Genomic DNA, 22618 nt, shown 5'->3' on the forward strand with positions numbered 1-22618 from the left:
CTATTTGGTGTCGTCCGGCGCCAGAAAGGCCGCGATGGCCACCCACAGGCCCAGCACATAGCTGAGCCCATACCCGGCCAGTGGCACGGGAAAGACACCGATCGCCGCCGACACGCTCATGACGCTCAGAAACGCCGACAGCATAAGGCCTGACCGCCTGAGGTCTGGATTTTTCAGCGCGATTCCCCCCGGAACCGCACAGGTGAGCGCCACGGCGGCCACGATCGCCGCGGCCAGCCACACAGAATGTCCGGCCGCCAGACTTACAATCCCCTCGACCTCGGCCACCGGGCGGAGCGGATCGTGCCTTTGCCATACGGCCCAGATCAGGACACCCAGAGCGAAAACCGCGATGGTCTTTACGAAGGTCGGGCGTCCGGACAGGGTGACAGCAATCATAAGCGCCACGGCGAGAGCGCTGAACATCGAGGCGTCGGGCTGGATAAACAGCATGAGACCGATGGCCGCAGTCATCCCGATGATCCACCACCGGAGCTGCGCCTGCCGCCCCAGCACTACGACGGTCAGAGGCAGGACCAGGGCCGCCGCGTTGAATTGCACCGGTCCCATGCCGACCCAGCGGTGCACGCCCATCGATCCCGGATGCCCGAAGCTCAAGGCGATCATCGCGGCGGCAATCAACGGCCAGCCGCTCCACAGTCTTTGGGGCATGCGCACGAGAGCTACAGCCATGACCGCTCCGAGAAGCCACGCAATCGCATGACGCAGCCACAAAGCGGCCGGCGATTCGGACAGGACCATCGTCAGGACGCCACCTCCTGCGCACAGCCCGGTCGCCAGAGCGAACACAGCTATTTGGCGGTAAGTGTTATTCGATGTCATGACGGCCCCCTGTCGCAATCTATGCCCTTGCGCTGACCCTACGGCAATCGGGTAAACAATGCTCAACCAATGTTGAATTGACGATTACGTCAAGCCGAGTGATTGTCCGCCCATGAACATGCCGTCCCTGCCGCCTTTGCCGCACTACCCCACCCTGTGGGCGCGCCACGCCGATTTCATCGTGCACGTGGCGGGGCTGGCCTTTGCCCTGTTCGGCGGCGGGGTCGCGCTGGGGCTGGCCGTCAATCACGGCCTGCTGGGCAAGGTCGCGGCGATCACCATCTATGCGCTGGGCATGATCGCCATGCTGGCCTTTTCGACGGCCTATAATTTCGCCAGACCCAATTTGCAGCCGTTTTTACGCCGACTCGATCACGCCGGCATCTTCCTGATGATCGCCGCCAGCTATACGCCGTTCACCACGCAGTCGCTGGATGGGGCCTGGGCATGGGGCATGACGATTGCCGTGTGGTCGCTGGCCGTTCTGGGGATCGCAGGCAAGCTATTCCTGCCGGGGCTGGGCAAGAGTTTCTGGGTCGTTCTCTATATTGTTCTCGGCTGGCTGATAGTTATCGCCATCAAGCCGATGCTGCGCGAAGTGCCACCCGCCGCCATGATCCTTCTGGCGCTCGGCGGGGTGGTCTATAGCGTCGGGACCATCTTCTACATGATGAAGAAGCTGAAATTCCGCCGCGCTATCTGGCACGGCCACGTCCTGACCGGCGCAACCCTGCATTGGGTCGCGGTCTTGATTGGTGTTGTGCTTGTGGGGCATGGATAAGCGGACTATAACAACCGCTACTACAATAGTCCGTGGCTTCAGCAGCCATAAATTCGATGCCTGTCTATAATTCGCATCAGCTCATAGAGCTTTATTCTAACGGAAAATTTGAACGTCTATCGATCAAAAATGAACTCCGTGTTGGCGATGAACTGTTCAATAATTTAGGGCGATTGGAAGATCTCATTCCCATGCTGGAATCGAGGTTTGAAGTAGCGAAGTGGCGCGCCTGTCATATAGTCTCAGAATTCGGGGATGAGGCGTTACGGGTTTTTCCATATGCCGCGCCTTTGATTCATTCGGACAAAGCCTCTATTCGAGACATAGCCTGTGAATGCTATCGCTGGAGCGCCACTACAGGAATGCAGGTGGCTGAGGTTATAAAGTGCCTTGAAGATAAGAGCGGACGCGTGCGCTTTCGAGCCATGTTAGCTCTGAGGGATTTCAGCAAAGAGCTTATTCAGGCAGGAGTCGAAGCGTTGCGTGCCGAAGGTGCAGACCGGCTTTCAGAAGCTATCGAAAGGTCTTTGCTTAAGGGCGACGCAAAAAGCGTAGCGATTGAAATTGCGAGGAAAGAAACGCGCCTGAATAAGTTGTGTTACTATCTGTCGGCATTAAGGCAAGGTGTGGAAGGTAAGGCGCGCTTACGTATAATGCGTCGTTTGAAAGAGCCGGATTTAACCTATTTTCACCGGCGATAACGAACTATCGCTACGTCGGCGGCATGTGATGCGGTCGGCGCTTTAATTTTGTTGACTAGGAAATTATATTGATATAATTTCCTAGTCAACAAATGAGGTTCGCATGTCCTTGTCGTCGCTCAATACCCATCTCGGATACTGGTTGCGTTACGTGTCGAACCACGTCTCGCACGCTTTTGCGCAAAAGGTCGAAGCGCGCGGCGTCACCGTGGCCGAGTGGGTGGTCCTTCGCGACCTGTTCGACGTCGAGGCCATCGGCCCCAGCCGTCTGTCCGAGCGGCTGGGTCTGACGCGCGGGGCGATCACCAAGCTGGCCGACCGGTTGCTGGTCAAGGGTTTGATCGTCCGAACCGCCAATCCCGACGATGCCCGCGCGCATAGTCTCAGCCTGACCGAGGCGGGGCGAGCGCTGGTGCCGGACCTTGCTGCCGATGCCGACGCCAATGACGCGGCCTTTTTCGGGCACCTGACGGCGGATGAGCGCGCACAGATCGAAGGTCTGCTGAAAGGCATCGTCGCGCGCCGCAAACTCAAGGCCGTTCCGGTCGATTAACCAAGGACATTATTATGGATGCGCAATCTATCGCCGTGGCCGAAGCGTGCCTGTACGGGGCCGAAACGGGTGCCTTGTCGTTCCCCGAAATCGTCGGGAAACTGATCGAGGCAGGTTTCGAGGGCTATCATATCGACTACCGCCGGGGCACAGCGACCTATGTCGGGCCTGACGGCGACAGCGTCGAACTGAAGGGGATCACCCTGCCGGTGGCGGCGTCTTTTGAGGCGGCGGGCGTGGCCGCGGCGGTGCGCGAAGCGCAAACCAACGCGCCGGGCTATACCTATCGCGGGTTCAGCGAGAAGGTTACGGCGGCGGGCTGTGCAGGCTATATTGTCTCGTTTCCGGGGCGGCGCGTGCTCTATTATGGCCGCACTGCGGAAACCCACGTCGAGCACTTCCCGGACCGATAGGGCAAAAAAAAAGGCCGCGCATTGCGGCGCGGCCAAGTTTACAGGGAGGAAACGCCCAGGAAGGGCAATCAGCGCCGAAGCGCTGAACATCCCCAATTTAGTTTGCGCTGCAACAAAAAGCAAGGCGCGTATTGCACACGCTCTATCAACTCAGGTTACAATCGCGAACAGGTTTGTGAGTAAGGTGCGTGCGAACGCGCCACGGTTTCGACTTTGACTTTTGCCGCGCAAAGCCTTATCCGCACGGGCATGAGCAACACCCCCGTCACCGAGGCGCCGCGCCGCCGTACCTTCGCCATCATCTCGCACCCGGACGCCGGTAAGACGACCCTGACCGAGCACCTGCTGCTGGCCGGTGGGTCGATCCGCGCCGCCGGTCAGGTTCGCGCCCGGGGCGAAAATCGCCGCACGCGGTCGGACTGGATGAAGATCGAAAAGGAGCGCGGGATTTCGGTGTCGTCCTCGGTGATGACCTTCGAGCATGACGGTAAGATGTTCAACCTTCTCGATACGCCGGGCCACGAAGACTTCTCGGAAGACACCTACCGGACGCTTACCGCCGCCGACGCCGCCATCATGGTGCTCGACGCCGCCAAGGGGATCGAACCGCAGACGCTGAAGTTGTTCGAGGTATGCCGCTTGCGCGACATTCCGATCATCACCTTCATCAACAAGATGGACCGCGAGGCCGAGGATTCGCTGGCTTTGCTCGACGAGGTGGCGTCGAAGCTGCAACTCGATCCGTCGCCGCTCTACTGGCCCGCCGGGTCCGGCAACCGTTTCCGCGGCATGATCGAGCTGAAAACCGGCCTGTTCTATCCGTTCACCAAGCGCGACTCCGGGGCCGAATACGATCAGGGCCACGAAGACCCGGCCCCCGTCGATGAGGCCGTGGCCAGGGGCTGGCTCGATGCGACGGAACTGAGCGAACTGAAAGACACCGCCGAACTGATCGAGGGCGGGTTCAAGCCGTTCGACGTCGAAAGCTTCCTCGAAGGGCACATGACGCCGGTCATTTTCGGCTCGGCGCTGCGCCATTACGGCGTCAACCAACTGCTTCAGGCCATCGGCGACTTCGCGCCCGCCCCGAAAAAGGTCAAGGCCTCGAAGGCCGGGGTCGAGACCCTGGTCGATCCGACCGAAAAGGAAGTGACCGGCTTCGTGTTCAAGGTGCAGGCCAATATGGACCCGAACCACCGCGACCGCATCGCCATGCTCAAACTGACCTCCGGCAAGTTCCAGCGCGGTATGAAGCTCAAGGTGCAGAACACCGGCAAGCAGTTGTCGGTCAACGCGCCGATCATGTTCTTTGCCTCGGATCGCGAACTGGCCGAAGATGCCTTCGGCGGCGACGTGATCGGCATCCCGAACCACGGTGTGTTGCGTGTCGGGGATTCGTTGTCGGAGACGGGCGTAGTGCGTTTTGCGGGCCTGCCGAACTTTGCGCCGGAAATCCTGCAACGGGTGCGGGTGAAAGATCCGCTGAAAGCCAAACACCTGAAAAAGGCGCTGGAATCGCTGGCCGAGGAGGGGGTGACGCAGTTGTTCCGCCCATCGATCGGCTCGGACTTCATCGTCGGCGCGGTGGGTCAGCTTCAGTTCGAGGTCATGGCCGACCGTCTGGCCAACGAATATGGGCTCGACTGCGTGTTCGAGCCCTCGCCTTACGCCGAAGCGCGCTGGCTGGGTGGTGACGCGGCCAAGGTCGAGGATTTCGCCGGGAAACACCGCGGCGCGATGGGCACGGATATCGACGAATATCCGGTGTTTCTGGGCAAGTCGGCGTGGGAGATCAACTACGTCGCCGAGCGCTATCCGGATGTGTCGTTTTTGAGAACGAAAGAGCGGGGGTAACATCTTCCCTCGCCCCTATGGGGAGAGGGTGACGCGAAGCGTCGGGTGAGGGGGAACGTCACAAACCCAGTATGGATTTGACAATTGCCCCCTCACCCCAACCCTCTCCCCGCAGGGGAGAGGGGGTTACGCCAGCAAAACACTACCCAGCAGAACCTTCGCGCCCTTTTGCCTGAGCACCGTATCGGTCGCGGTCTGCAATTCGCGCGTGATATAGTCGAGATCGACCAGCGACGTCGGGTTAAGACCTGCCGCATAGGCCTGCAAGCGGCCCGAATAGGCGTCGCGCAGACGCGGCATCGACTTCGAGATCATGTCCATGACCTTCTCGTTCTTCTGCGCATCCAGCCCCACCTCGACGCTCAGCGTACCGTGCTTGCCGCCGCGGCCCTGCGTGAAGACCGTGATCAGCGGCACCTGCGTGAAGTCGGCGCCGCCGCCCTTTTTCTTCGGTGCGCCGGAGGCTGCGGCTGTTTGCGGCAGCATGATACCCGCGGAAACGGCGGCGAACCCGCCCATCTGAAGTCGTAGAAAATCGCGTCTGTTCATGCATAGACTCTAGCAAACTATCGTTTATGATGAATTGAACCTTATGCTTAATCTGAATTAACTATATAAAATCATTGGCTTAAATACTGAGTTAAGCCTTTGGCGGTAGCCTGTGCCCAACAAAGGTTACTCCGTCCGAATGCGAAAAACTCCGGCCTCCGACACTCCTGTGCTGCCCAAGGCGAATCCGGCGATGATCAATGTTTTGATCGTCGAGGATAATGATGGGCTGCGCCGGATGGTGACCGAACTGATGCGCGGGGCAGGGTTCATCCGCCTCATTCAGGCGCGCAATGCCGAAGAGGCGATCGCCCGGATCAATACGCACAATCCCGACCTGATGATCGTCGACTGGGGTCTGCCCGGCATGTCGGGCGTCGATCTGATCCGCGCCCTGCGTCAGGCGGCGGTGACGCCCGATACGCGTTTCCCTAATCCGAAGATGCCGGTGGTCATGCTGACCGCGCGGCAACGCTCGCGCGACGTCACCGAAGCCCGCAATGCCGGGGCCGACGAGTTCGTGGTCAAGCCGTTTTCGACCTCAAGTCTGCTGCGCGCCGTCAATTCCTGCCTGCGCAAGCCACGGCCTTTTGTCATTTCGTCGGGTTATGTCGGGCCGTGCCGCCGCCGCATCGATGACAGCACCTATCAGGGCCTGCTCAAGCGCGGCGACGATATCGAGCGCGCCGCCGACAGTCAGTTTCGCGAGATGTATCAGCAAACCCTGTCGGTCGAGCTGGAAGGGCTGCGCGCGCTGCTGGCAGCGCGCGGCGGGCTGCATCGTGAGACGCTGGACTACATGGTCGAGCGCGCCATGGCGGCCGAGCATAGGGCTACCGCATTTCGTCTCAAGCTTGTGGCGCAGGCTACACGTTCTTTAAAGGATTATGTGTCATATTTTGCAGACGACACCGATCCTGAGGTCCTCGACGTGCATCTGGACGCCATCAAGCGTTTGAATGATTTGCGAAATGAGGACACGCCGGAGGCTTTGGCCATAATCGGGCAACTGGATACCCTGGTGCAGAAACGAAAGACCAAGGCGCGTTCCGAGCCCATCGGAACCGAAGCGCGCTCACGATACTTAATTTAAAGCGTATCCGCTAAGGGGGGCCTTTCCGGATACATCCGGAAGGCTGACGCCATGAATGCCGTAGCGTACGAACAGGCCCGGGCTCTGATACAGGGCCGCCACGGGGATCAGAACAAGCAGAACAGCAACAATTCCCGTGACGTGCGCAATCTGGCCAATCTGGGGGAAACGGCCTCGACCAGCCGCGTGCTGAACCTGTCGGCCATCGCGCTTACCTCGTCGCGCGAAAAAGACTATGCGCTCAAGCCGTTTTTCCGCGACTCGCAGCTCAATAAAGCCATCCTGATCAAGCATACGCTCCGCGCCAATGAACGCGACCTGTTCTCCAGGATGAAGCGTACGGCGACCAAGATCGTCATGCCCTTCGATCCGCTCGACCTGAAGCTGGGCGGCCGCTCGATTATGGTGAATCAGATCGGCTTCGATGCCTTCTGTCGTTCGCATTTCAATATCGACGACGTGTCGTCGCACATCGACGTGCAGATCCTGCGTCTGCTCGATCAGCTGCCGTCGCTTGATCCGTTTCTGGTGCGCGAACACCTGTCGCGTCACGGATTCCGTCCCGGTGCCTGTTATCTGAAAATCTCGCCTTATGACGTGCAGCGCATGATCGGCTTCGCCAACGAAGAGATCGAGCGGCTGGTCATGACGGCGTTCGGCGATGCGCTGGTCGGCGGAGCCGGCATGAAGCTGGCCGGCAAGATTCTGGCCAACGAACTGGATAAGGAACTCTGGCCGCTGCGGCACACCCTGCGCATGAGCGACGAAGAGTTTTCCGACGGTATCTTCTCGTGGCGCGGCTTCCTCTATTTCAAATGGCGTCATATCGAACTTCAGGAAGAGATGCGCCGGGTACTGGACGGTCTGGCCAGTTATCAGCCCGCCGGGATTATGGAAGAGCCGGTGCGCGATTACCTGAAAGAGGCGCGACCGCGTCTGGCGCGCAAGATCGTCATGGCGATTTCGAACATGGGCCGCACGCTGAACATCTACGATCAGGCCTATCACGCGCTGGTCGAAGGTGAGAACGCCGGGCCGTTCCGCCGCTTCCTGCTCGACGGGCCGAACCTGTTCTTCGAACTGGGCGAAAACATAGGGATTCTGGGGCACATCGCTTCGTTCTGGAGCTACCGCATGGCCGGTGGTCCGACCCAGCAACGCCTGTCGCCGATCGAATATGCCGACGTGCTGATGGATTTCGAAGACAGCCTGATGATCCTCGGTTCGGGGATCGAATAGGTTAACCTTATCCGTTCACGGTCCGTAATCGGATTTCGGTTAGGGTTTACCTATGGCGACCAGCTTCAAACGCAATATTACGAAAATCCTGCCGCCGGATCACCAGACGCGCGTGATCCGCGAATACCGCAATCTGGCCAATCTGAACCAGTCGGCGGCGACCGGGCGTGTGCTGAACCTGTCGCGCGTCTATCGCCGCCATTACAAGGACGTCGATTACGGCAATAACCCGTTCTTCCAGTCGTCCTTGCTCAACCGCTGCATCATCCTCAAGCACACCCTGCGCCTGAACGAGCGGCACTTTTATCACGGCAGCCGCCGTACCGTGACCAAGATCATCCTGCCCTACGATCACTTCGATCTGCGTCTGGGGGCGTCGAGCATCTATATCGGGCAGGTCGGTTTCGAACAACTGGCGCGGCAATATCTGTCGATCGACGACTTCGACAAGAACCCCGACATGAAGATCCTGCGTCTGCTGGATCGCCTGCCGTCGCTCGATCCGTTTCTGGTGCGCGAGACTCTGGCGCGGCACGGGTTCCGGCCCGACGGCATCTATCTGGCGCTGTCGCCCGCCGATCTGGGGCGCATGATGCGCTTCACGTCGAGCGAGATCGAGCGGCTGGTCAATACGGCGCTGGGCGAGCACTATTCCGGTGCGTCGATGAAGCTGGGTAACAAGATCCTGTCGGACGAGCTGGATCGCGAACTTATGCCGCTCAAGACGACCTTCCGCATGACCGAGCACGAGTTCACCGAAGGTATCTTCGCGTGGCGTGGCTTCCTCTACTACAAGTGGCGCTATCTGGAGCTACAGGATCAGCTACGCGTCGTTTTGTCGGGCATCGGCACCTATCAGCCGTCGGGGATGCACGACGACCGGGTCAAGGACTATCTGGAACAGGCCCGCGTGCGGTTGGCCAAGGGCATGGCCAGGGCGCTCAATCAGGCTTATGAAGTGCTGAAAATCTACGACAGCGCCTATACGGACCTCGTGTCGCGCAGCAAGCCCGGCCCGTTCAAGCGCTTTCTGCTCAACGGGTCGGGCCTGTTCACGGAACTGGGCGAGATCATCGGCACGCTGGATCACATTTCCTCGTTCTGGACCTTCCGCATGAACAAGGCGATCCAGACCGGCAAGCCAATGAAGGCCGTCGAATATGCCGACGTGCTGATGGATTTCGAGAGCGGGCTCAATCATCTGTTCGAGGACCGCCCGACGTTCAATATGACGACGTCAGGCTTCATGCGCGCGCAGATACCGGCGGCCTGATCCAGCTTAGGACTTGGTGCAGCTTTCTTCCTTGGCACCCCACCAGGCGTCGTTACCCTTGGTCTTGAAGCTGTAACCCGTGGCCTGATAGAGCGTGCCGTCGCTGGACGGCGTTTCGGTCAGGGACACGTGGCGGTTATTGTCGGTGATGACCGTGACCTCAGCGGTCTTGTCCGAGAAGACGACCGACAGCTTCGTACCCATCGCGCAGGTATAGGCGATCGGATCGGAAGTCGCAAAGTCGGCGGCGGCGGACGAAATGGCGTGACCGGCGTCGGACGCCAGTTCGCCGGCGGTTTCCTGAACCTCTTCGACGGCCTGTTCGGCTTCGGGCTTCGAGCAGGCGGCAAGCGCGGTGAACGAGAACGCACCCATAAGGGCGATGGCGGCGGTTTTACGCATGAGAGGTCTCCGGAAAGCGCACGCCGAAAAGTGGGGACCGATTTTGGCTTCGCCGAACTTCGTTTCGGAAACAGTGCGCGACTATAAACGATGCTTAGTTGTATCAGTCCGGAAATAAGGAAACGATCACGGTAGGATTTATGGGGAATCAATTACCGGGAAGTGGCTTGGACAAAAAAATACCTCCCCAGCTTGCTGGGGAGGGGGACCGCACGAGCGAACATAGTGAGTGAGATGTGGTGGTGGGGGCTCGGAGAGATTCCGCAAGTGCTTTGCTTGCTGGTCTTACGCGAGCCCCCCACCGTCTGCTCACTACGTTCGCATCCACCTCCCCCGGCACGCCGGGGGAGTAGAAATTAATCCATCAACTTCTGCGCCAGATAGGTATATTCCAACGCACTACGCTTGGCGGTTTCCTTGAGGTTGGCCGCTGCCGAGTGACCGCCGTCGGTGTTCTCATAATAGAGGAACGGCAGACCCATATCCTGCATCAGGGCCGCCATCTTGCGGGCATGGCCCGGATGGACGCGGTCGTCCTTGGTCGAGGTGACGAAGAACGGTTCAGGGTATTTCACGCCGGCCTTGAGGTTATGATAGGGCGAGATCGTCTTGAGGAACGCGCCTTCGACGGCGTCGTCCGGACGGCCGTATTCGCCCTGCCACGAAGCCCCGGCCAGCAGCGTATGGAAGCGCATCATGTCGAGCAGGGGCACCTGCACCACGACGGCGTTCCACAGGTCCGGGCGCTGCGTCAGTTGCACGCCCATGAGCAGCCCGCCGTTCGAGCCGCCCATGATGCCGAGACGACGCGGCGAGGTGACCTTCGTCTTGATCAGGTCTTCGGCCACGGCCTGGAAGTCGTCATAGATGACCTGACGGTGGGTTTTGAGACCGGCTTCGTGCCACTTCGGGCCGAACTCGCCGCCGCCGCGGATATTGGCCAGCACATAGGCGCCGCCCTTTTCCAGCCACAGCTTGCCGATGCCGCCCGAATAGGATGGGGTCAGCGACACTTCGAAACCGCCGTAAGCGTAGAGCAGGGTCGGCGTATTGCCGTCGAGCTTGGTGTCCTTCTTCATGACGAGGAAGTACGGAATCTTCGTCCCGTCCTTCGAGGTCGCCCAGTGTTGTTCGACCTTGAGGCCTTCGGCATTGAAGCGTTCGGGGCTGGCCTTGAGTTTGCTGGCCGTGCCCTTGGCCGCGTCGGCGGTATAGATGGTCGAAGGCTGGAGATAGCCGGTCGACCAGGCGAACAGTTCGTCCGACTCGTCGTCGGTCGAGCCGAGGCTGAGGGTCGAGTTTTCCGGCAGGGGCAGGGTCTTCAGCGACCATTTGCCGGCTTCGTAATTGACCGACAGCACTTCGCCCGTGACGTTGGACAGGACGGCAAACAGCAGGCGGTTTTTCGTCTGACCGATGCCTTCGACGCTCTGATGCTCGTTCGGCGCGAAGACGATGACGGGCTCAAGGTTCTTCGGGTCTTTCAGCGCGGCGAGCAGGTCGAACGCGATGATCGAGCCTTCCTTAAACACGGTGCCCTTGGCGCTGGTCCACGCGTCTTTCAGGGAGAAGACGGCCTGACCCTTATAGTAGGCGCTCATTTCCGAGGTCAGGGGCAGGGGCAACTTTACCTCGCCCGCGTCGGTGAAATAGACGGTGTCGACCTCGAAGAAGGACGGACGGCGCTGGGCAAAATCCAGAACATACTTGCCCGTTACGTCGCGCAGGACGGTGCGGTAGGCCATCATGTCGGTCTTGTCGCCGCGATGGATTTCGACGGCCTGATCGAGCGTTTGCCCGCGCTTGACGACCTTGGTGACAAAGGCATAGCCCGACGGGGTGACTTCGCCCGGGGTCCACTCGCGCGCCACATAGAGCGTGTCGGCGTCCTTCCACGTCACGACCTGCTTGCCTTCGGGCAGCGCAAAGCCGCCCTCGACGAAGGTCTTCGTCTTGAGGTCGAATTCGCGCACGGTCACGGCGTCCTTGCCGCCGTTCGACAGGTTGATCAGGCAGCGCGTCTCTTCGGGCGGCAGGCACGAGGCGCCCTTATAGACCCAGTTCTGGCCTTCGGCTTTCGCCAGCGCGTCGAAATCGAGCAGGGTTTCCCACTTCGGCGTACCGGCGAGGTAAGACGCCTTGTCCGTGCGGCGCCAGATGCCGCGCACGTGCTCCTTGTCCTGCCAGAAATTGTCGATGTGCCCGCCCTTCGAGAAGGACGGCGAGGGGATGCGGTCGGTCGCCTCGACGATCTTCAGCATGTCGGCCTGATTTTGCGCGAAACGCGGATCGGCGGTGAGGTGAGCCAGACTGCGCTCGTTCTGGGCCTTGACCCAAGCCAGGGCCTTTTCGCCCTCGACCTCTTCCAGATACTGCCGCGGATCGGCGACGTCAGCCGCCGCGATATTCGGATTGGTGGGGGTCTGTTTGGCGGTCGTCGTGATGTTCGTCATCTGGGCCTGAGTGCTGAACGGCAGGGCTCCTAAGATGAGAAGCGAGGCGGCAGCGGTCAAGGCGCGGCGCGAAAAAGAAGACATGGGCATGAAGCGGGCTTCCCGGTTGGTAATGGATGAAACTAACACCTGTGCGGCGGCGCTTGGCAAGGGCGACGGACGAACATGAAGGAAATGTAATAATTGACTTAAATAAAGAACTTTACAAAATAAAGTACTTCAATCATAATGTGGCTATCGGCTCTCTAATCGATTGGTTTTGTCGCGATATTGCAGCCGAAAACCGCTGACACTTTTCGGCATATCGCTCCAGGGAGCACCATCATGTCCACCGCCACGCTTACCGCGCCCGCCGCCTTACCGGGTCAGGCCCGGACTAACCTCATCGACGGTTCACCCATGTTTTGGGCCGGGCTGATCTTCGGGAGTATGAATGTCGTGCAATTCGCCTTCAAGGCCGGGTATGCGGCCATCCCCGGCCCGGTGTTCGGCCTGATGTGGATGGCGGCGCTGGTCACCTTCATCATGGCGGCCTTCGTGTTGAAGATCGGCAGCCCCGCCGCCTTCCGCGCTCGTCCGGAAGTCAAGCGTTTCCGCAAGGCATGGGGCATGGTGATCCTCAGCGCCTTTGCCACGGTGACGATCATCATGTCGGTGCTGGGTTATCTGCATCAGGTCGCTTTGATGCCGTTCGTGCCGGGTCCGGTAGCCTTATTGTTTTACGCGCTCGGCTGGCATATCGCCGCCCGCATGAGCGGCAATAACGGTTTCAATGGCTTGTCGCTGGCCAGCTTTGTGGCCGCCGCCGGTCTGCTCGCGGTCGCCGTCTTCGCCGGTCAGGCGTGGCAATCGTTGGCTTATGCGCTTGTCCTCTTTGCGCTGGCCGCCGCGCCCGGTCTTGCCCTCATCCTTCAAAATCGCAACTAATCCGAATCTGTTTAGGGAGATACATCATGTCCTCGCAACTGCACGACCAACTCGACTATCTCAAATCGCTCGCCGAAGACGGCAACCGCATGCCGGTGATGAACGGCGGCAACCTGTTCTGGGCCGGAATCTGTTTTTCGGTCGCCGCCGTGATCCACTACGGTATCATGCTGGGTATCGTGCCGATCCCCAATCCGTGGTTCATCAGCCTTCTGTGGTTCGTCGCCGTCGCCGTCTATGCGGTGCTCGGCGGACTTAAGATCGCCGAAGGCCGCCGCAAATATGGTGCCAACGCCATGAACCGCGCCATCTCGGCGGCGTGGTCGGGCGTCGGCATGGCCATCTTTGCCCTGTTCCTGACCCTGACAGCGGTCGGCACGCAGATGAAAGCGATGGAGGTTCTGACCACCCTGATCGCGCCGATGATCCTGCTCTTGTACGGCATCGGCTGGTGGGTCGCGTCGATCATGTCGGGGCAGGGCTGGCTGCGTCTGGTCGCCTTCGGCTGCCTGATCGGGGCGCCGGTGCTGGGGCTTCTCGGCCATCAGGCCGTGCAGATGCTGGCCTATGCGGTGGCTCTGACTTTGTTCGCCACCATCCCCGGCCTGATCCTGATGCGCGCCGAAAAGGGCTGAGACCATGCCGGAAGATTTTAATATAGAGGCGCTGGATGACGTCATCCACGGTCGCCTGAGGCTGGGGATCATGGCCTATCTTTCGACAGCCGGGTCGGCGGATTTCACCACCCTAAAAGCCAAGACCCAGTCGAGCGACGGCAACCTCTCGGTTCAGGTGCGCAAGCTGGAAGAGGCGGGCTATGTGACGGTCGAAAAGACCTTTGCGGGGAAAAAGCCCCTGACCACGATCACCCTGTCCGAGAGCGGTCGCAAGGCGTTCGTGGCGTATCTTGAAGCCATGCGTAAGCTGATTGACGATTCAACTTAATTCCTTCTCCCTGAGGGAGAGGGAAGCGCGAAGCGCAGGGTGAGGGGGAACTGTTTATTGCGCGCTCGATGCAACCATTTCCCCCTCACCCGGCTTCACTTCGTGTCGCCACCCTCTCCCTCAGGGAGAGGGAATTATAAAATCTCTCCCAACTTCCCGAGCATGAACGTCCAGCCCTGTTGCGTTCGCTCGGCATAGTCGGCCCACTGCGCCGCCATGTCGTGAGTCAGGGTCAGACGACAGCCGTCGCCTTCCGGTATGATGTCGATGCTGACGCGGCTCTCCAGCGGATCGCTGACACCCGCGATGCCCCAGCTAAAGCTCAGACGTGAGGGTGCGGCGACTTCGTAATAATGGCCGATATGGTCGATGACTTCGCCGCCGCGCTCGACCTTGAACGAGAAGGCGCCGCCCGCCACCGGATCGCTTTCGATATGGATCAGGCGCTCGTCGCGCACCTCAGGTCCGACGATGAATTTGGCGATCAGTGCCGGATCAAGCCATGCGGCGAAGACCTTTTCCGCCGATACCGGAAACGCCTTTTCGACGGTCACGGCAACGGTGTTGAAATCCTTGTCACCGAAGGCTTTCAGATAGTCGGTCTCGACACCTGCAAAATAGGTCCAGAACGGGCGCGGCTTGGTCTCTGTAAGTGCATCCTCCAGAAGCCCCAGATGCGTGTGCCAGCCGCCCATGTGGTTGAAGGCCGCCGCGCGGTCGAAGTCCGGATGGTGGTGCGTGAGACGCAACAGCACCTTGTCGCCGACAGCGGACAACTCAATGGTCACGATGCCGGTCGACGCCTCTTCCGGCCAGGTTAAGGTCAGGCGGTGTGGCGGATCGACCTCCAGCACCTCGACATCGAAACTGACCGGCTGACGCATGGCGGCGAAGCGGTCGGGCGCGACCTCGCCGGACAGTGACGTGTGGTCGAAGGTCATGGTCGCCGTGCCGGTGCGCGTCATGTCGCCCGCCATGATCCATTTCTTGCGCAGATCGCCCTCGGCTACGTAGCGCCAGACGCGCTCGATCGGGCCGGGCAGCAGGCGCTCGAAGACCAGCGTACCGTTCTCGAACAGCTTGCCCTCAGGGCGGGGTGCAAAATTATTCATGCGGATTCTCCGAATTTAAAAGGGTTTCAAGCCTGTCCAGCGCCTGCGTCCAGTGGGCGCGGGTGCGGGCGATCCATTGGTCCATCTCATCCAGCCCCTCGCGGTTCAGACGATAGATGCGCTGTTGACCGCGCACCTCGACGGTCACCAGATTGGCGGCCTTGAGTGCATTGAGGTGCTGCGAAATCGCCGGTTTCGACAGGGTGAAGCGTGCGGCGATGTCACCGGCCGGTAGTTGCGGCGCGGCGGCGAGGTATTCGATGATCCGGCGGCGTGTCGGATCGGCGAGGGCGGTGAAACTGTCCATGATCAATAATTAAGTCATAACTTAATTAAGTCAAATTAAAAATATGTGGGATGTTTTTTCCGTGTCACGCAGCGATAACGAAATCCTGTTCTGCCGGAGGGTGGGCGCGAGGGCCAAATAAGAATATGTTTCGTCTCAGGCGGGATAAACTGAACATATCAGGAGTTTCCATGTCGTCAGCCGTGCCCCTCACTGCCGATCAGATTGCCGACCTCGCCAATACCTTGCCCCTGTGGCGAGTGGACGACGCGAAGGCCATCGCGCGTGATTTCAAATTCGCCGATTTCAGCGCGGCCTTCGACTTCATGACCGAAGTGGCGGGCGTGGCCGAGGTGATGGACCATCATCCCGAATGGTCGAATGTCTACGACAAGGTCTCGATCCGTCTGACCACGCACGACACGGGTGGCCTGAGCGACAAGGACATCGCTCTGGCCGAAGCCGTCGACGCGGCGGCCATTTCGTTCAAGGGACACTAAGCCATGCTTGACCAGACGGCGCCCAAACACGGTATTGTCGGTGGCTACGTGCCAGAGCGGCCGGACTGGACGATCCCGCAGGACTGGGCCGCCTATACGGCGGAGGAACACGGCGTCTGGCGCACCTTGTTCGAGCGGCAGATGCAGCGCATCAGGGGGCGGGCCTGTGCAGCCTATATGGACGGTCTGAGCCAGTTGCCGATCACGGCGGACGCCATTCCCGACTTCGACGAGTTGAGCGAGGTCTTGCAACGCCGGACTGGCTGGACGGTGGTGGCCGTGCCGGGGATGGTGCCGAACGACGTCTTTTTCAACCATCTGGCCAATCGCCGCTTTCCCGCCGGGCAGTTCATCCGCACACCGGATCAGCTTGATTATCTTCAGGAGCCCGACGTCTTCCACGATCTGTTCGGACACGTGCCGATGATGATGAACCCGGCCATGGCCGACTTCATGCAGGCTTATGGCGAGGGCGGCTTGCGCGCGGAAAAGCTGGGGGTGCTCGACCGGCTGGCGCGGCTTTACTGGTACACGGTCGAGTTCGGGCTGGTCGAGGAGGGCGAGGGTGTCCGCATCTTCGGGGCCGGGATTTTGTCGTCGTTTACCGAGACGGAGTTTGCGCTGGAAAGCGCGTCGCCCAACCGCATCGGGTTCGATCTGAAGCGCGTCATGCGCACGACCTACCGTATCGACGATTTTCAGGAGGGCTATTTCGTCCTACCGTCGGTCGACGCCCTGATGGAGTTTGCGCAGACCGATTTCGGCCCGGTCTATGAAGCGATTGGCGGTTTGCCGGACCTGACGCCCGGTCGCATCGAGCCCGACGACCGCGTGTTTCAGGCGGGGACGGGGGAATATCATAAGGAATAGCTTCCCCCCTGATATCAGGGGGGTGAGTGCAGTCAAACAACTGTTTGACAAGCGCAAGGGTCAAAGACCGGAGGGGGTTAAACCGCCGGTGATAACCCCACCGTCTTTTTTGCCGTAAGGCAAAAAATCCACCTCCCCTGATATCAGGGAAGGTGCTTAAGGTTTACTTCCGCTTGTCGTTCGACGTATCGCGCGTGCCTTTGAACTCCGACGTGGCGCGCCACTGCGGCCAGACGCGCGAATTGGCCAGTTTCGCACCGATCTGATAGTAGAGCGTCACGTCCTGCACCAGACCCGACAAATCCCAGTCCGCCGACCACTCGTCGTCGGCCTGATGGTAGCGTTTGGTGCGGTATTCGGCCTCGGCGGCGACGCCCGCGTCGTGCCCGCCCTTGACCAGATCCTTGCCGCCCTTGGCGTAGAGCATCGGCACGCCGCGCTTGACGAACGGGAAGTGATCCGAGCGGAAGAAGTACCCGGCCTCGGCCTTTTCATCGGGCGTCAGAACGCGGTTCTGGGCCTTGGCGAAACCGGCGAGGTCGTCTTCCAGCGAGGATTGTCCGTTGCCGACGACGACGATATTTTTCGATGCCCCATAGACATCGAGCGCGTCCATATTGATCCCGGCCACCGTCGTTTCCAGCGGATAGACCGGGTTCGAGGCGTAGTATTCCGAGCCGAGCAGCCCGCTTTCCTCGGCGGTGAAGGCGATCATGACGATCGAACGTTCCGGCGCCTTGCGATGACCGAAGGCGCGCGCCAGCTCCAGCAGGGACGCCGTGCCGGTGCCGTTATCGACGGCACCGTTGAATATCTTATCGCCGTTGGCGTCCGGTGCGCCGATGCCGAGGTGATCCCAGTGCGCCCCATAGACGATGGTCTCGTTCGGATATTTCGAGCCCTCCAACCGTGCGATGACATTGTGCGTGACGACTTCCGAGGCCGCGACCTTGTAATCGCCGCTCAAGGTGGCGGTCAACGGCACGGGCTTGAAGTCTTTCGAGCGTGCGGCGACCTTTAGCTGATCGAGATCGAGGCCCGACTCGGCGAACAGTTTTTTGGCCGCATCGGCGGACAACCAGCCTTCGAGCGCCGTGAATTGCTTCGCCGGATCGGGGCGGACGATGTCGAACTGCGGACCCGACCATGAGTTTTTCACCGTCGTCCAGCCATAGGACGCCGCGGCATCGTCGTGGACGATCAGCACGCCTGCGGCGCCGTGACGGGCGGCTTCCTCGTACTTATAGGTCCAGCGCCCGTAATAGGTCATGGCCTTGCCGCCAAAGGTTTTCGCTTCCGGCGCGTAGAAGTCGGGGTCGTTGATCAGGACGACGATGATCTTGCCCTTGACGTCGACGCCCTTGAAGTCGTCCCAGCCGCGCTCAGTGGCGGTAACGCCATAACCGGCAAAGACGAGCGGGGTGTCTTTCAAAGACACATTGCCAAGTGCGCCGCGCGTCGAGGTTACCACATCGACACCCTGAACCAGCGGCGTGGACTTGCCGTTGACGGTGACCGACAGGCTGGCGTCCGACACGGTGAACTGACGCAGCTTCACTTCCTGCGTCCATTGACCATTCGGCCCGCCCGGCTTGAACCCGGCCTCGGCGAAGCTTTTCGACAGGTAGTCGATGACCTTCGCCTCGGCGCGCGTATTGATGCCGCGCCCTTCATAGGCGTCCGACGACAGGGTCTTCACGTCCATCGAAATGCGTTCGGCGGAAATGGTGATATTTGAAGAGGGGGGCGTGGCGGCGAGGGTCGCGGTGGCCAGCAGGGTGAGGGCGCTGGCGGTGGTCAGCATCAGGCGAAGGGACATGCGGGGCTCCTGAATTCGTTTCAGGTGAAGCTAGTTGGCCGCCCCGCAATGTCAAGCGATCCTTATGGTTTCGCCTTGGCGGTTTCGACCGCATAGACGTGGCCCGGCCCCCACATGTTCGAGCGGAAGACCAGCCACTTGCCGTCCGGCGTGAAGCTGGCATTGGGTTCGCTGCGGTAATTGTGGTGCTGCATATTGACCAGCTTTTCCGGCACGAAGGCCCCCGGCACGATCAGTTCACCGGCGTTTTCGGCGTGGATGCCGGCGACATCGGGGATATATTCGGGCTTCAGGAGGTAGATGTACTTGCCGTCCGGCGCGTGGGCGGCCATTTCGCTGTCACCGCCGTCGCTGGAGAAGACCGTGCCGTCGTTCGACAGGTTGAAATGCACGCCCCAGGCGTTGCGGTCCATATTGTACCAGGTGCGTTTGCCGGTCGCGATCTCGTACCCTGCGACCCAAAAGACCTGACCGCGCGGGGTTTGCAGGTCGTACCAGACGGTCTTGCCGTCATGGCTCCACCATTCGTGACCGGCGATTTCCATGTTCATCGTCCGGGTATGCAGCTTCTTTGGCGCGCTGCCGTCGCGGACATTGACCAGCCACAGGCGGTCGACGATGTGCCAGTTGCCTTCGTGGCAATAGAGCAGGAGGTTCGGATCGGTCGGCGAAAATTGCAGGTGGTTGAGCCAGTCGGTCGAGGCGGTAATCGTCTTCTTCTCACCCGTCTTGATGTCGATGGTGAAGATTTCCATCGGGATTTTCTGCACCAGACGGCGGTTGATCTGGATCTCGCGGCCCTCGGCAAAGGTCGCCTTGCGGCCATCGGGCAGGACTTCATCGCCGGGGTCGCGGGTCGTGCCGACGCTGCCCGCGGGGCCTTGCACCGGCGGCGTGTTGTTGACCACGGTGGAGCGCGAACCGGCGAACAGGGTCTCGTCGGCATTGATCGTAGCGATGCCGTAGCCGGGTTCCAGAATGGCGATCTGACGCGATGTGCCGGTGGCGAAATCGTAGGCCATGATGGCGCGCGGGGCGCGTTGGGGTGACGGCTGAGGCGCAGGGGTGGTGGTGCCGGTAGCCGGTTTCGGCGTGTTCAGGCCGGTGCCGGCACCCGTGCCTTGCGACGCGGCACCGCCGCCGAGGCCGGTGGTGTAATAGACATTGCCGGTCCTCGTGCCGACGAATTGCAGGGCGACACGGCCCGGCACGATGACCTTGGTGGCGAAGGTTTTCAGATCCAGCGCCATGATGCCGCTGGGCGAGGAAAACACCATCCACTTGCCGTCGGGCGTGTAGGAATTGACGTTGAAATAGTTGCTTGACGATCCGGCTTCGTCCGAGAGGCGGATGACGCGATGGCCGGTGTCCTTGTCGATCCATTCTTTCGGGATCGTGGCTGGGGCGGGGACGGGCGTGCCTTTGGGTGTAGCATTGGTGATGGCGACGCCCGGCAAACCGGATTCGATGACCGGCACCGGCCCCTTGGTGAAGGATTGCGCGGACGCCATGCCCGTTTGACCGGCGATCAGCACCAAAGACGCGCAGCCAGCGATAAATGATTTGAATTTCATAGGGTCTTCCCGGTGTAGGGCGGCGCCTTTGTGTCAGGCGCGCGCGGTTATTCACCGGTTATACGGCAGGGCAAACGATTTCCGGCGCAAGGTGTCGATCAGGCAGTTCCGGCTTTCAGCCTGAGCAGCCGCGCCTCATAGACGGCGGCCCACTGATCCTTGTCGGCTTCGAAGCGCACGCGCAGTTTCGCTTTGCCCCGCGTCAGGGGCAGCGGCAGGTCGTAGGTCTTCACATTGCGTCCCGGTCCGCGCGGCCCTTCCAGTTTTTCACTGGTCAGAAGCTGCCCGTCGATAAGCAGGCGGAAATCCTTGTTGCGGTCGTTGGCCGAGTAGGACACCTGAAGGACCAGCGGCCCCGGCGTGGTGGCCAGATCGAATTCGAAATAGCCTTTTTGCACGACGCGACCGGGATCGGAGATATGGCTTATCGCCTGGGTGTTGGCGGTGCCCTGAAAGGCGTGGTCGGTTTCGGGCTGCTGTTCGCCGAGGCGGATGACGTCGATCGTCCGCGCCTGCAATTCGCTGCGGGCCTCGGCGGCGGCGAGGTATTTCGGCTCTTCGACAACCCACTCGGCCTGACCGAAGTGGCGGATATAGACCGCTGAGCGATTGTGGCGCTGGGCATAGAACGGCTTGAACATCAGCGCCTTGGGGCGGCTTTGGTCGGCGAGCGTGTAGCTGTGCAACCCGCCGGCCGGGGTCAGGGTCGGTGTGGCGGCATCGGTGACGGCTACGGGGTCGAAGCTGTCGAAGGGCTGGCTGTCCGGGCCGTAATCGGCGGCCAGCACCAGCGGACCGCTTACGAAGGCGATCAGGCGCGGATCGTCCGGGATCGCTTCGACGCGGACCGGCATGGGGAGTTTGAGGTCCACGCGGTCGCCGGATTTGAGCCCGGTCAGGATGAGATAACCCCCGTCACGTTTGCCCGCGGCTTTGCCATTGACGGTCACGGTCGCCGCCGTCGCCCAGCCGGGGACGCGCAAGGCCAGTTCCCTGGGCGCCTTGCGCACGGTGATCGTCACTGTGTCGCCGTGCGGGAAGGCGGTATCCATATCGAGCTTCGCCTCCGACGCGTCGAGCGTCGAGGCGTAGTAGAGGTTGACGATGGTCCGGTTGCCGCGTTTCCAGTAGATGCTTTCGCCGTGTTTGGCGTGGCTTTCCATACCCGAACCGACGCAGCACCAGAAGTCTTCGGTCGGATTGGAATAGACCCGGCGAAACGACGGCATCAGGGGCGTGAAATAGATGAACATGCCCGTTTGCGGGTCCTGCTGCGCCATGATGTGGTTGAGGTGGGCGCGCTCGAAATAGTCGAAATAGGCCGCGTCGCCGCTCCAGCCGTAAAGGTGCCGCGTCAGGCGCAACATGTTGTAGCTGTTGCAGCATTCGCAGGTTTGTTGCCCCAGTCGCGCCGACAACTGCTTGGGCTTGCCGAAATGCTCGTATTCGGAATTGCCGCCGATGGCGTAGGAGTGGTCTTTCGTCACCGTCTCGAAGAAAAACAGCGCCGTTTTGGCGTCCGCCTGATTTTGCGTCAGTTCGTAAAGGCGCGCCGAGCCGACGATCTTGGGGATCTGGGTATTGGCGTGCTTGCCGGCCAGGTCGTCGCGCCCTTCGGCTAAAGCGTCGACGATGGCCTTGTGGCGCAGCCGCTCGGCGAGGCTCTTCCACCGGGCGGCCCCGGTCAATGCATAGAGTTCCGCATAGGATTCGGTGATCCCACCGTGCTCGGCCCGCAGGATCTCCTGCACCTGCGCGTCGCTGAGGCCTTCGATGATGGTGCCGAAATAGTCGCCCAGCCCCTGCGCCACGCTCAGGCCATCGGCGAGGCCCGCGTGCAGGTGCGCGTCGAGCGCCCCGGCGAACACCTTATGGTAGGTATAGACCGGCACCCAGCCGCCGTTGAGATCGAAGCCCTTGGTGCGGATATCGCCCTTGCGGATTTCCTCGAAAACGACCTTGCCATCGACCTCCTTGCCATCGCGGGTTACCGTCGTGCCGCCCGCATAGCCGTCGCCATGCTTTGCCTGAATGGTTTTGAGTTCGGCGAGGATATAGGCGGCGCGTTCGCGGAAACGCACATCGCCGGTCTGGGCGTAGATCAGCGACAGCGCCGACAGATAGTGGCCGAGGCTGTGACCTGCGATGCCGCGCGCTTCCCAGCCGCCATAGACCTTGCCCTTGGGGTCGAGGCCCGCTCCGGCGCGAAAATTATGCAGGAAACGATCGGACTCCAGCGACAGGAGGTAACGCTGATTGGCCTCGATCGCCGTCAGGAAGGGCGAGGGTTTCAGGCGCACCTGACGCAGAGGATAGGATGCGGTCGTCAGGGGGGCGGGTGTCGCTTTGGCCTGCGCTGCCGTTTGGGCCGCAAGGCCGACCGTGGTCATGGCGCCCATGAGCGCGCGTCGCGAAAAAGTCTGCATCGTTT

The 22618-nt window shown here is 60.7% G+C and carries 22 protein-coding genes; 13 read left to right on the forward strand and 9 right to left on the reverse strand.

Translation table 11 applies throughout. From position 1 onward, the window contains the following. The gene (locus tag AEYBE204_RS28035) at positions 1-843 is read right to left on the reverse strand and encodes a hypothetical protein (RefSeq protein WP_052019335.1); all 843 of its coding nucleotides are present in this window, start codon (positions 841-843) and stop codon (positions 1-3) included. Between the two features lie 112 nt (positions 844-955). On the opposite strand from AEYBE204_RS28035, the gene AEYBE204_RS28040 reads away from it, so the two are divergent. The 5 genes from AEYBE204_RS28040 (at position 956) to AEYBE204_RS28055 (ending at position 5145) form a co-directional block, all read left to right on the forward strand. Continuing rightward, positions 956-1624 carry a hemolysin III family protein gene (locus AEYBE204_RS28040; protein ID WP_023461782.1) on the forward strand — a complete coding sequence of 223 codons (669 nt, stop codon included), beginning with the start codon at positions 956-958 and terminating at the stop codon, positions 1622-1624. A gap of 56 nt (positions 1625-1680) precedes the next feature. Further along, the gene (locus AEYBE204_RS40260) at positions 1681-2325 is read left to right on the forward strand and encodes a hypothetical protein (protein ID WP_155908305.1); all 645 of its coding nucleotides are present in this window, start codon (positions 1681-1683) and stop codon (positions 2323-2325) included. Between the two features lie 103 nt (positions 2326-2428). Continuing rightward, positions 2429-2878: a MarR family winged helix-turn-helix transcriptional regulator gene (locus AEYBE204_RS28045; RefSeq protein WP_023461784.1), complete on the forward strand. Its 450-nt coding sequence runs from the start codon at positions 2429-2431 to the stop codon at positions 2876-2878. 14 nt (positions 2879-2892) lie between these two features. Then, positions 2893-3291 (forward strand): DUF1398 domain-containing protein, encoded by a 399-nt coding sequence (locus tag AEYBE204_RS28050; protein WP_023461785.1) that lies wholly within the window; start codon positions 2893-2895, stop codon positions 3289-3291. 249 nt (positions 3292-3540) lie between these two features. Further along, the gene (locus AEYBE204_RS28055; RefSeq protein ID WP_023461786.1) at positions 3541-5145 is read left to right on the forward strand and encodes a peptide chain release factor 3; all 1605 of its coding nucleotides are present in this window, start codon (positions 3541-3543) and stop codon (positions 5143-5145) included. A 126-nt stretch (positions 5146-5271) separates the two neighbouring features. Here AEYBE204_RS28055 and AEYBE204_RS28060 read toward each other — a convergent pair whose 3' ends face one another. Continuing rightward, a complete protein-coding gene (locus AEYBE204_RS28060) occupies positions 5272-5694 on the reverse strand; it encodes a hypothetical protein (RefSeq protein ID WP_031230247.1) in 423 nt (140 codons plus the stop codon). Between the two features lie 193 nt (positions 5695-5887). On the opposite strand from AEYBE204_RS28060, the gene AEYBE204_RS28065 reads away from it, so the two are divergent. From AEYBE204_RS28065 to AEYBE204_RS28075, 3 genes are read left to right on the forward strand one after another with little or no spacing between them, the layout of a single operon-like run. After that, positions 5888-6787, forward strand: a complete 900-nt coding sequence (locus tag AEYBE204_RS28065) for a response regulator transcription factor (protein ID WP_023461788.1) — start codon at positions 5888-5890, stop codon at positions 6785-6787. Between the two features lie 51 nt (positions 6788-6838). Then, positions 6839-8026, forward strand: a complete 1188-nt coding sequence (locus tag AEYBE204_RS28070) for a hypothetical protein (RefSeq protein ID WP_023461789.1) — start codon at positions 6839-6841, stop codon at positions 8024-8026. 52 nt (positions 8027-8078) lie between these two features. Continuing rightward, positions 8079-9299: a hypothetical protein gene (locus AEYBE204_RS28075; protein ID WP_023461790.1), complete on the forward strand. Its 1221-nt coding sequence runs from the start codon at positions 8079-8081 to the stop codon at positions 9297-9299. A gap of 6 nt (positions 9300-9305) precedes the next feature. Here AEYBE204_RS28075 and AEYBE204_RS28080 read toward each other — a convergent pair whose 3' ends face one another. Beyond that, positions 9306-9701, reverse strand: a complete 396-nt coding sequence (locus AEYBE204_RS28080; protein WP_023461791.1) for an MliC family protein — start codon at positions 9699-9701, stop codon at positions 9306-9308. A gap of 356 nt (positions 9702-10057) precedes the next feature. After that, the gene (locus AEYBE204_RS28085; protein WP_023461792.1) at positions 10058-12244 is read right to left on the reverse strand and encodes a prolyl oligopeptidase family protein; all 2187 of its coding nucleotides are present in this window, start codon (positions 12242-12244) and stop codon (positions 10058-10060) included. Between the two features lie 234 nt (positions 12245-12478). Between AEYBE204_RS28085 and AEYBE204_RS28090 the strand changes: the two genes are divergently transcribed. From AEYBE204_RS28090 to AEYBE204_RS28100, 3 genes are read left to right on the forward strand one after another with little or no spacing between them, the layout of a single operon-like run. Continuing rightward, positions 12479-13081: a hypothetical protein gene (locus AEYBE204_RS28090; protein WP_023461793.1), complete on the forward strand. Its 603-nt coding sequence runs from the start codon at positions 12479-12481 to the stop codon at positions 13079-13081. A gap of 26 nt (positions 13082-13107) precedes the next feature. Then, entirely contained in the window at positions 13108-13716 is a 609-nt protein-coding gene (locus AEYBE204_RS28095) for a hypothetical protein (RefSeq protein ID WP_023461794.1), read from the forward strand. A gap of 4 nt (positions 13717-13720) precedes the next feature. Continuing rightward, on the forward strand, positions 13721-14026 hold the full coding sequence (locus AEYBE204_RS28100; protein WP_023461795.1) for a transcriptional regulator: 306 nt from the start codon (positions 13721-13723) through the stop codon (positions 14024-14026). 134 nt (positions 14027-14160) lie between these two features. Here the strand turns inward: AEYBE204_RS28100 and AEYBE204_RS40680 are convergent, their stop codons facing one another. Further along, on the reverse strand, positions 14161-15138 hold the full coding sequence (locus AEYBE204_RS40680) for an SRPBCC domain-containing protein (RefSeq protein WP_023461796.1): 978 nt from the start codon (positions 15136-15138) through the stop codon (positions 14161-14163). Beyond that, on the reverse strand, positions 15131-15445 hold the full coding sequence (locus AEYBE204_RS28105) for a metalloregulator ArsR/SmtB family transcription factor (protein ID WP_023461797.1): 315 nt from the start codon (positions 15443-15445) through the stop codon (positions 15131-15133). Before AEYBE204_RS28105 ends, AEYBE204_RS40680 begins: the two co-directional genes overlap by 8 nt. Positions 15446-15615: 170 nt before the next feature. Between AEYBE204_RS28105 and AEYBE204_RS28110 the strand changes: the two genes are divergently transcribed. Both AEYBE204_RS28110 and phhA read left to right on the forward strand, forming a co-directional pair. Then, a complete protein-coding gene (locus AEYBE204_RS28110; protein WP_023461798.1) occupies positions 15616-15924 on the forward strand; it encodes a 4a-hydroxytetrahydrobiopterin dehydratase in 309 nt (102 codons plus the stop codon). Between the two features lie 3 nt (positions 15925-15927). Continuing rightward, a complete protein-coding gene (phhA, locus tag AEYBE204_RS28115; protein ID WP_023461799.1) occupies positions 15928-16794 on the forward strand; it encodes a phenylalanine 4-monooxygenase in 867 nt (288 codons plus the stop codon). Between the two features lie 163 nt (positions 16795-16957). Here phhA and AEYBE204_RS28120 read toward each other — a convergent pair whose 3' ends face one another. The 3 genes from AEYBE204_RS28120 to AEYBE204_RS28130 form a co-directional block, all read right to left on the reverse strand. Continuing rightward, positions 16958-18613, reverse strand: coding sequence for a M28 family metallopeptidase (locus AEYBE204_RS28120; protein ID WP_023461800.1), 1656 nt, complete (start codon positions 18611-18613; stop codon positions 16958-16960). A gap of 62 nt (positions 18614-18675) precedes the next feature. Beyond that, the gene (locus AEYBE204_RS28125; RefSeq protein WP_023461801.1) at positions 18676-20187 is read right to left on the reverse strand and encodes an oligogalacturonate lyase family protein; all 1512 of its coding nucleotides are present in this window, start codon (positions 20185-20187) and stop codon (positions 18676-18678) included. 98 nt (positions 20188-20285) lie between these two features. After that, positions 20286-22613: a glycoside hydrolase family 127 protein gene (locus AEYBE204_RS28130; RefSeq protein WP_023461802.1), complete on the reverse strand. Its 2328-nt coding sequence runs from the start codon at positions 22611-22613 to the stop codon at positions 20286-20288. Positions 22614-22618: the final 5 nt, after the last annotated feature.

Source organism: Asticcacaulis sp. YBE204, assembly GCF_000495855.1.
GTDB lineage: Bacteria > Pseudomonadota > Alphaproteobacteria > Caulobacterales > Caulobacteraceae > Asticcacaulis.

Bases quoted from the DNA above. Each gene is read 5' to 3' on its own strand.
- AEYBE204_RS28035 (WP_052019335.1), bottom strand. From the start codon at position 843: ATGACATCGAATAACACTTACCGCCAAATAGCTGTGTTCGCTCTGGCG.
- AEYBE204_RS28040 (WP_023461782.1), top strand. From the start codon at position 956: ATGAACATGCCGTCCCTGCCGCCTTTGCCGCACTACCCCACCCTGTGG.
- AEYBE204_RS40260 (WP_155908305.1), top strand. From the start codon at position 1,681: ATGCCTGTCTATAATTCGCATCAGCTCATAGAGCTTTATTCTAACGGA.
- AEYBE204_RS28045 (WP_023461784.1), top strand. From the start codon at position 2,429: ATGTCCTTGTCGTCGCTCAATACCCATCTCGGATACTGGTTGCGTTAC.
- AEYBE204_RS28050 (WP_023461785.1), top strand. From the start codon at position 2,893: ATGGATGCGCAATCTATCGCCGTGGCCGAAGCGTGCCTGTACGGGGCC.
- AEYBE204_RS28055 (WP_023461786.1), top strand. From the start codon at position 3,541: ATGAGCAACACCCCCGTCACCGAGGCGCCGCGCCGCCGTACCTTCGCC.
- AEYBE204_RS28060 (WP_031230247.1), bottom strand. From the start codon at position 5,694: ATGAACAGACGCGATTTTCTACGACTTCAGATGGGCGGGTTCGCCGCC.
- AEYBE204_RS28065 (WP_023461788.1), top strand. From the start codon at position 5,888: ATGATCAATGTTTTGATCGTCGAGGATAATGATGGGCTGCGCCGGATG.
- AEYBE204_RS28070 (WP_023461789.1), top strand. From the start codon at position 6,839: ATGAATGCCGTAGCGTACGAACAGGCCCGGGCTCTGATACAGGGCCGC.
- AEYBE204_RS28075 (WP_023461790.1), top strand. From the start codon at position 8,079: ATGGCGACCAGCTTCAAACGCAATATTACGAAAATCCTGCCGCCGGAT.
- AEYBE204_RS28080 (WP_023461791.1), bottom strand. From the start codon at position 9,701: ATGCGTAAAACCGCCGCCATCGCCCTTATGGGTGCGTTCTCGTTCACC.
- AEYBE204_RS28085 (WP_023461792.1), bottom strand. From the start codon at position 12,244: ATGCCCATGTCTTCTTTTTCGCGCCGCGCCTTGACCGCTGCCGCCTCG.
- AEYBE204_RS28090 (WP_023461793.1), top strand. From the start codon at position 12,479: ATGTCCACCGCCACGCTTACCGCGCCCGCCGCCTTACCGGGTCAGGCC.
- AEYBE204_RS28095 (WP_023461794.1), top strand. From the start codon at position 13,108: ATGTCCTCGCAACTGCACGACCAACTCGACTATCTCAAATCGCTCGCC.
- AEYBE204_RS28100 (WP_023461795.1), top strand. From the start codon at position 13,721: ATGCCGGAAGATTTTAATATAGAGGCGCTGGATGACGTCATCCACGGT.
- AEYBE204_RS40680 (WP_023461796.1), bottom strand. From the start codon at position 15,138: ATGAATAATTTTGCACCCCGCCCTGAGGGCAAGCTGTTCGAGAACGGT.
- AEYBE204_RS28105 (WP_023461797.1), bottom strand. From the start codon at position 15,445: ATGGACAGTTTCACCGCCCTCGCCGATCCGACACGCCGCCGGATCATC.
- AEYBE204_RS28110 (WP_023461798.1), top strand. From the start codon at position 15,616: ATGTCGTCAGCCGTGCCCCTCACTGCCGATCAGATTGCCGACCTCGCC.
- phhA (WP_023461799.1), top strand. From the start codon at position 15,928: ATGCTTGACCAGACGGCGCCCAAACACGGTATTGTCGGTGGCTACGTG.
- AEYBE204_RS28120 (WP_023461800.1), bottom strand. From the start codon at position 18,613: ATGTCCCTTCGCCTGATGCTGACCACCGCCAGCGCCCTCACCCTGCTG.
- AEYBE204_RS28125 (WP_023461801.1), bottom strand. From the start codon at position 20,187: ATGAAATTCAAATCATTTATCGCTGGCTGCGCGTCTTTGGTGCTGATC.
- AEYBE204_RS28130 (WP_023461802.1), bottom strand. From the start codon at position 22,613: ATGCAGACTTTTTCGCGACGCGCGCTCATGGGCGCCATGACCACGGTC.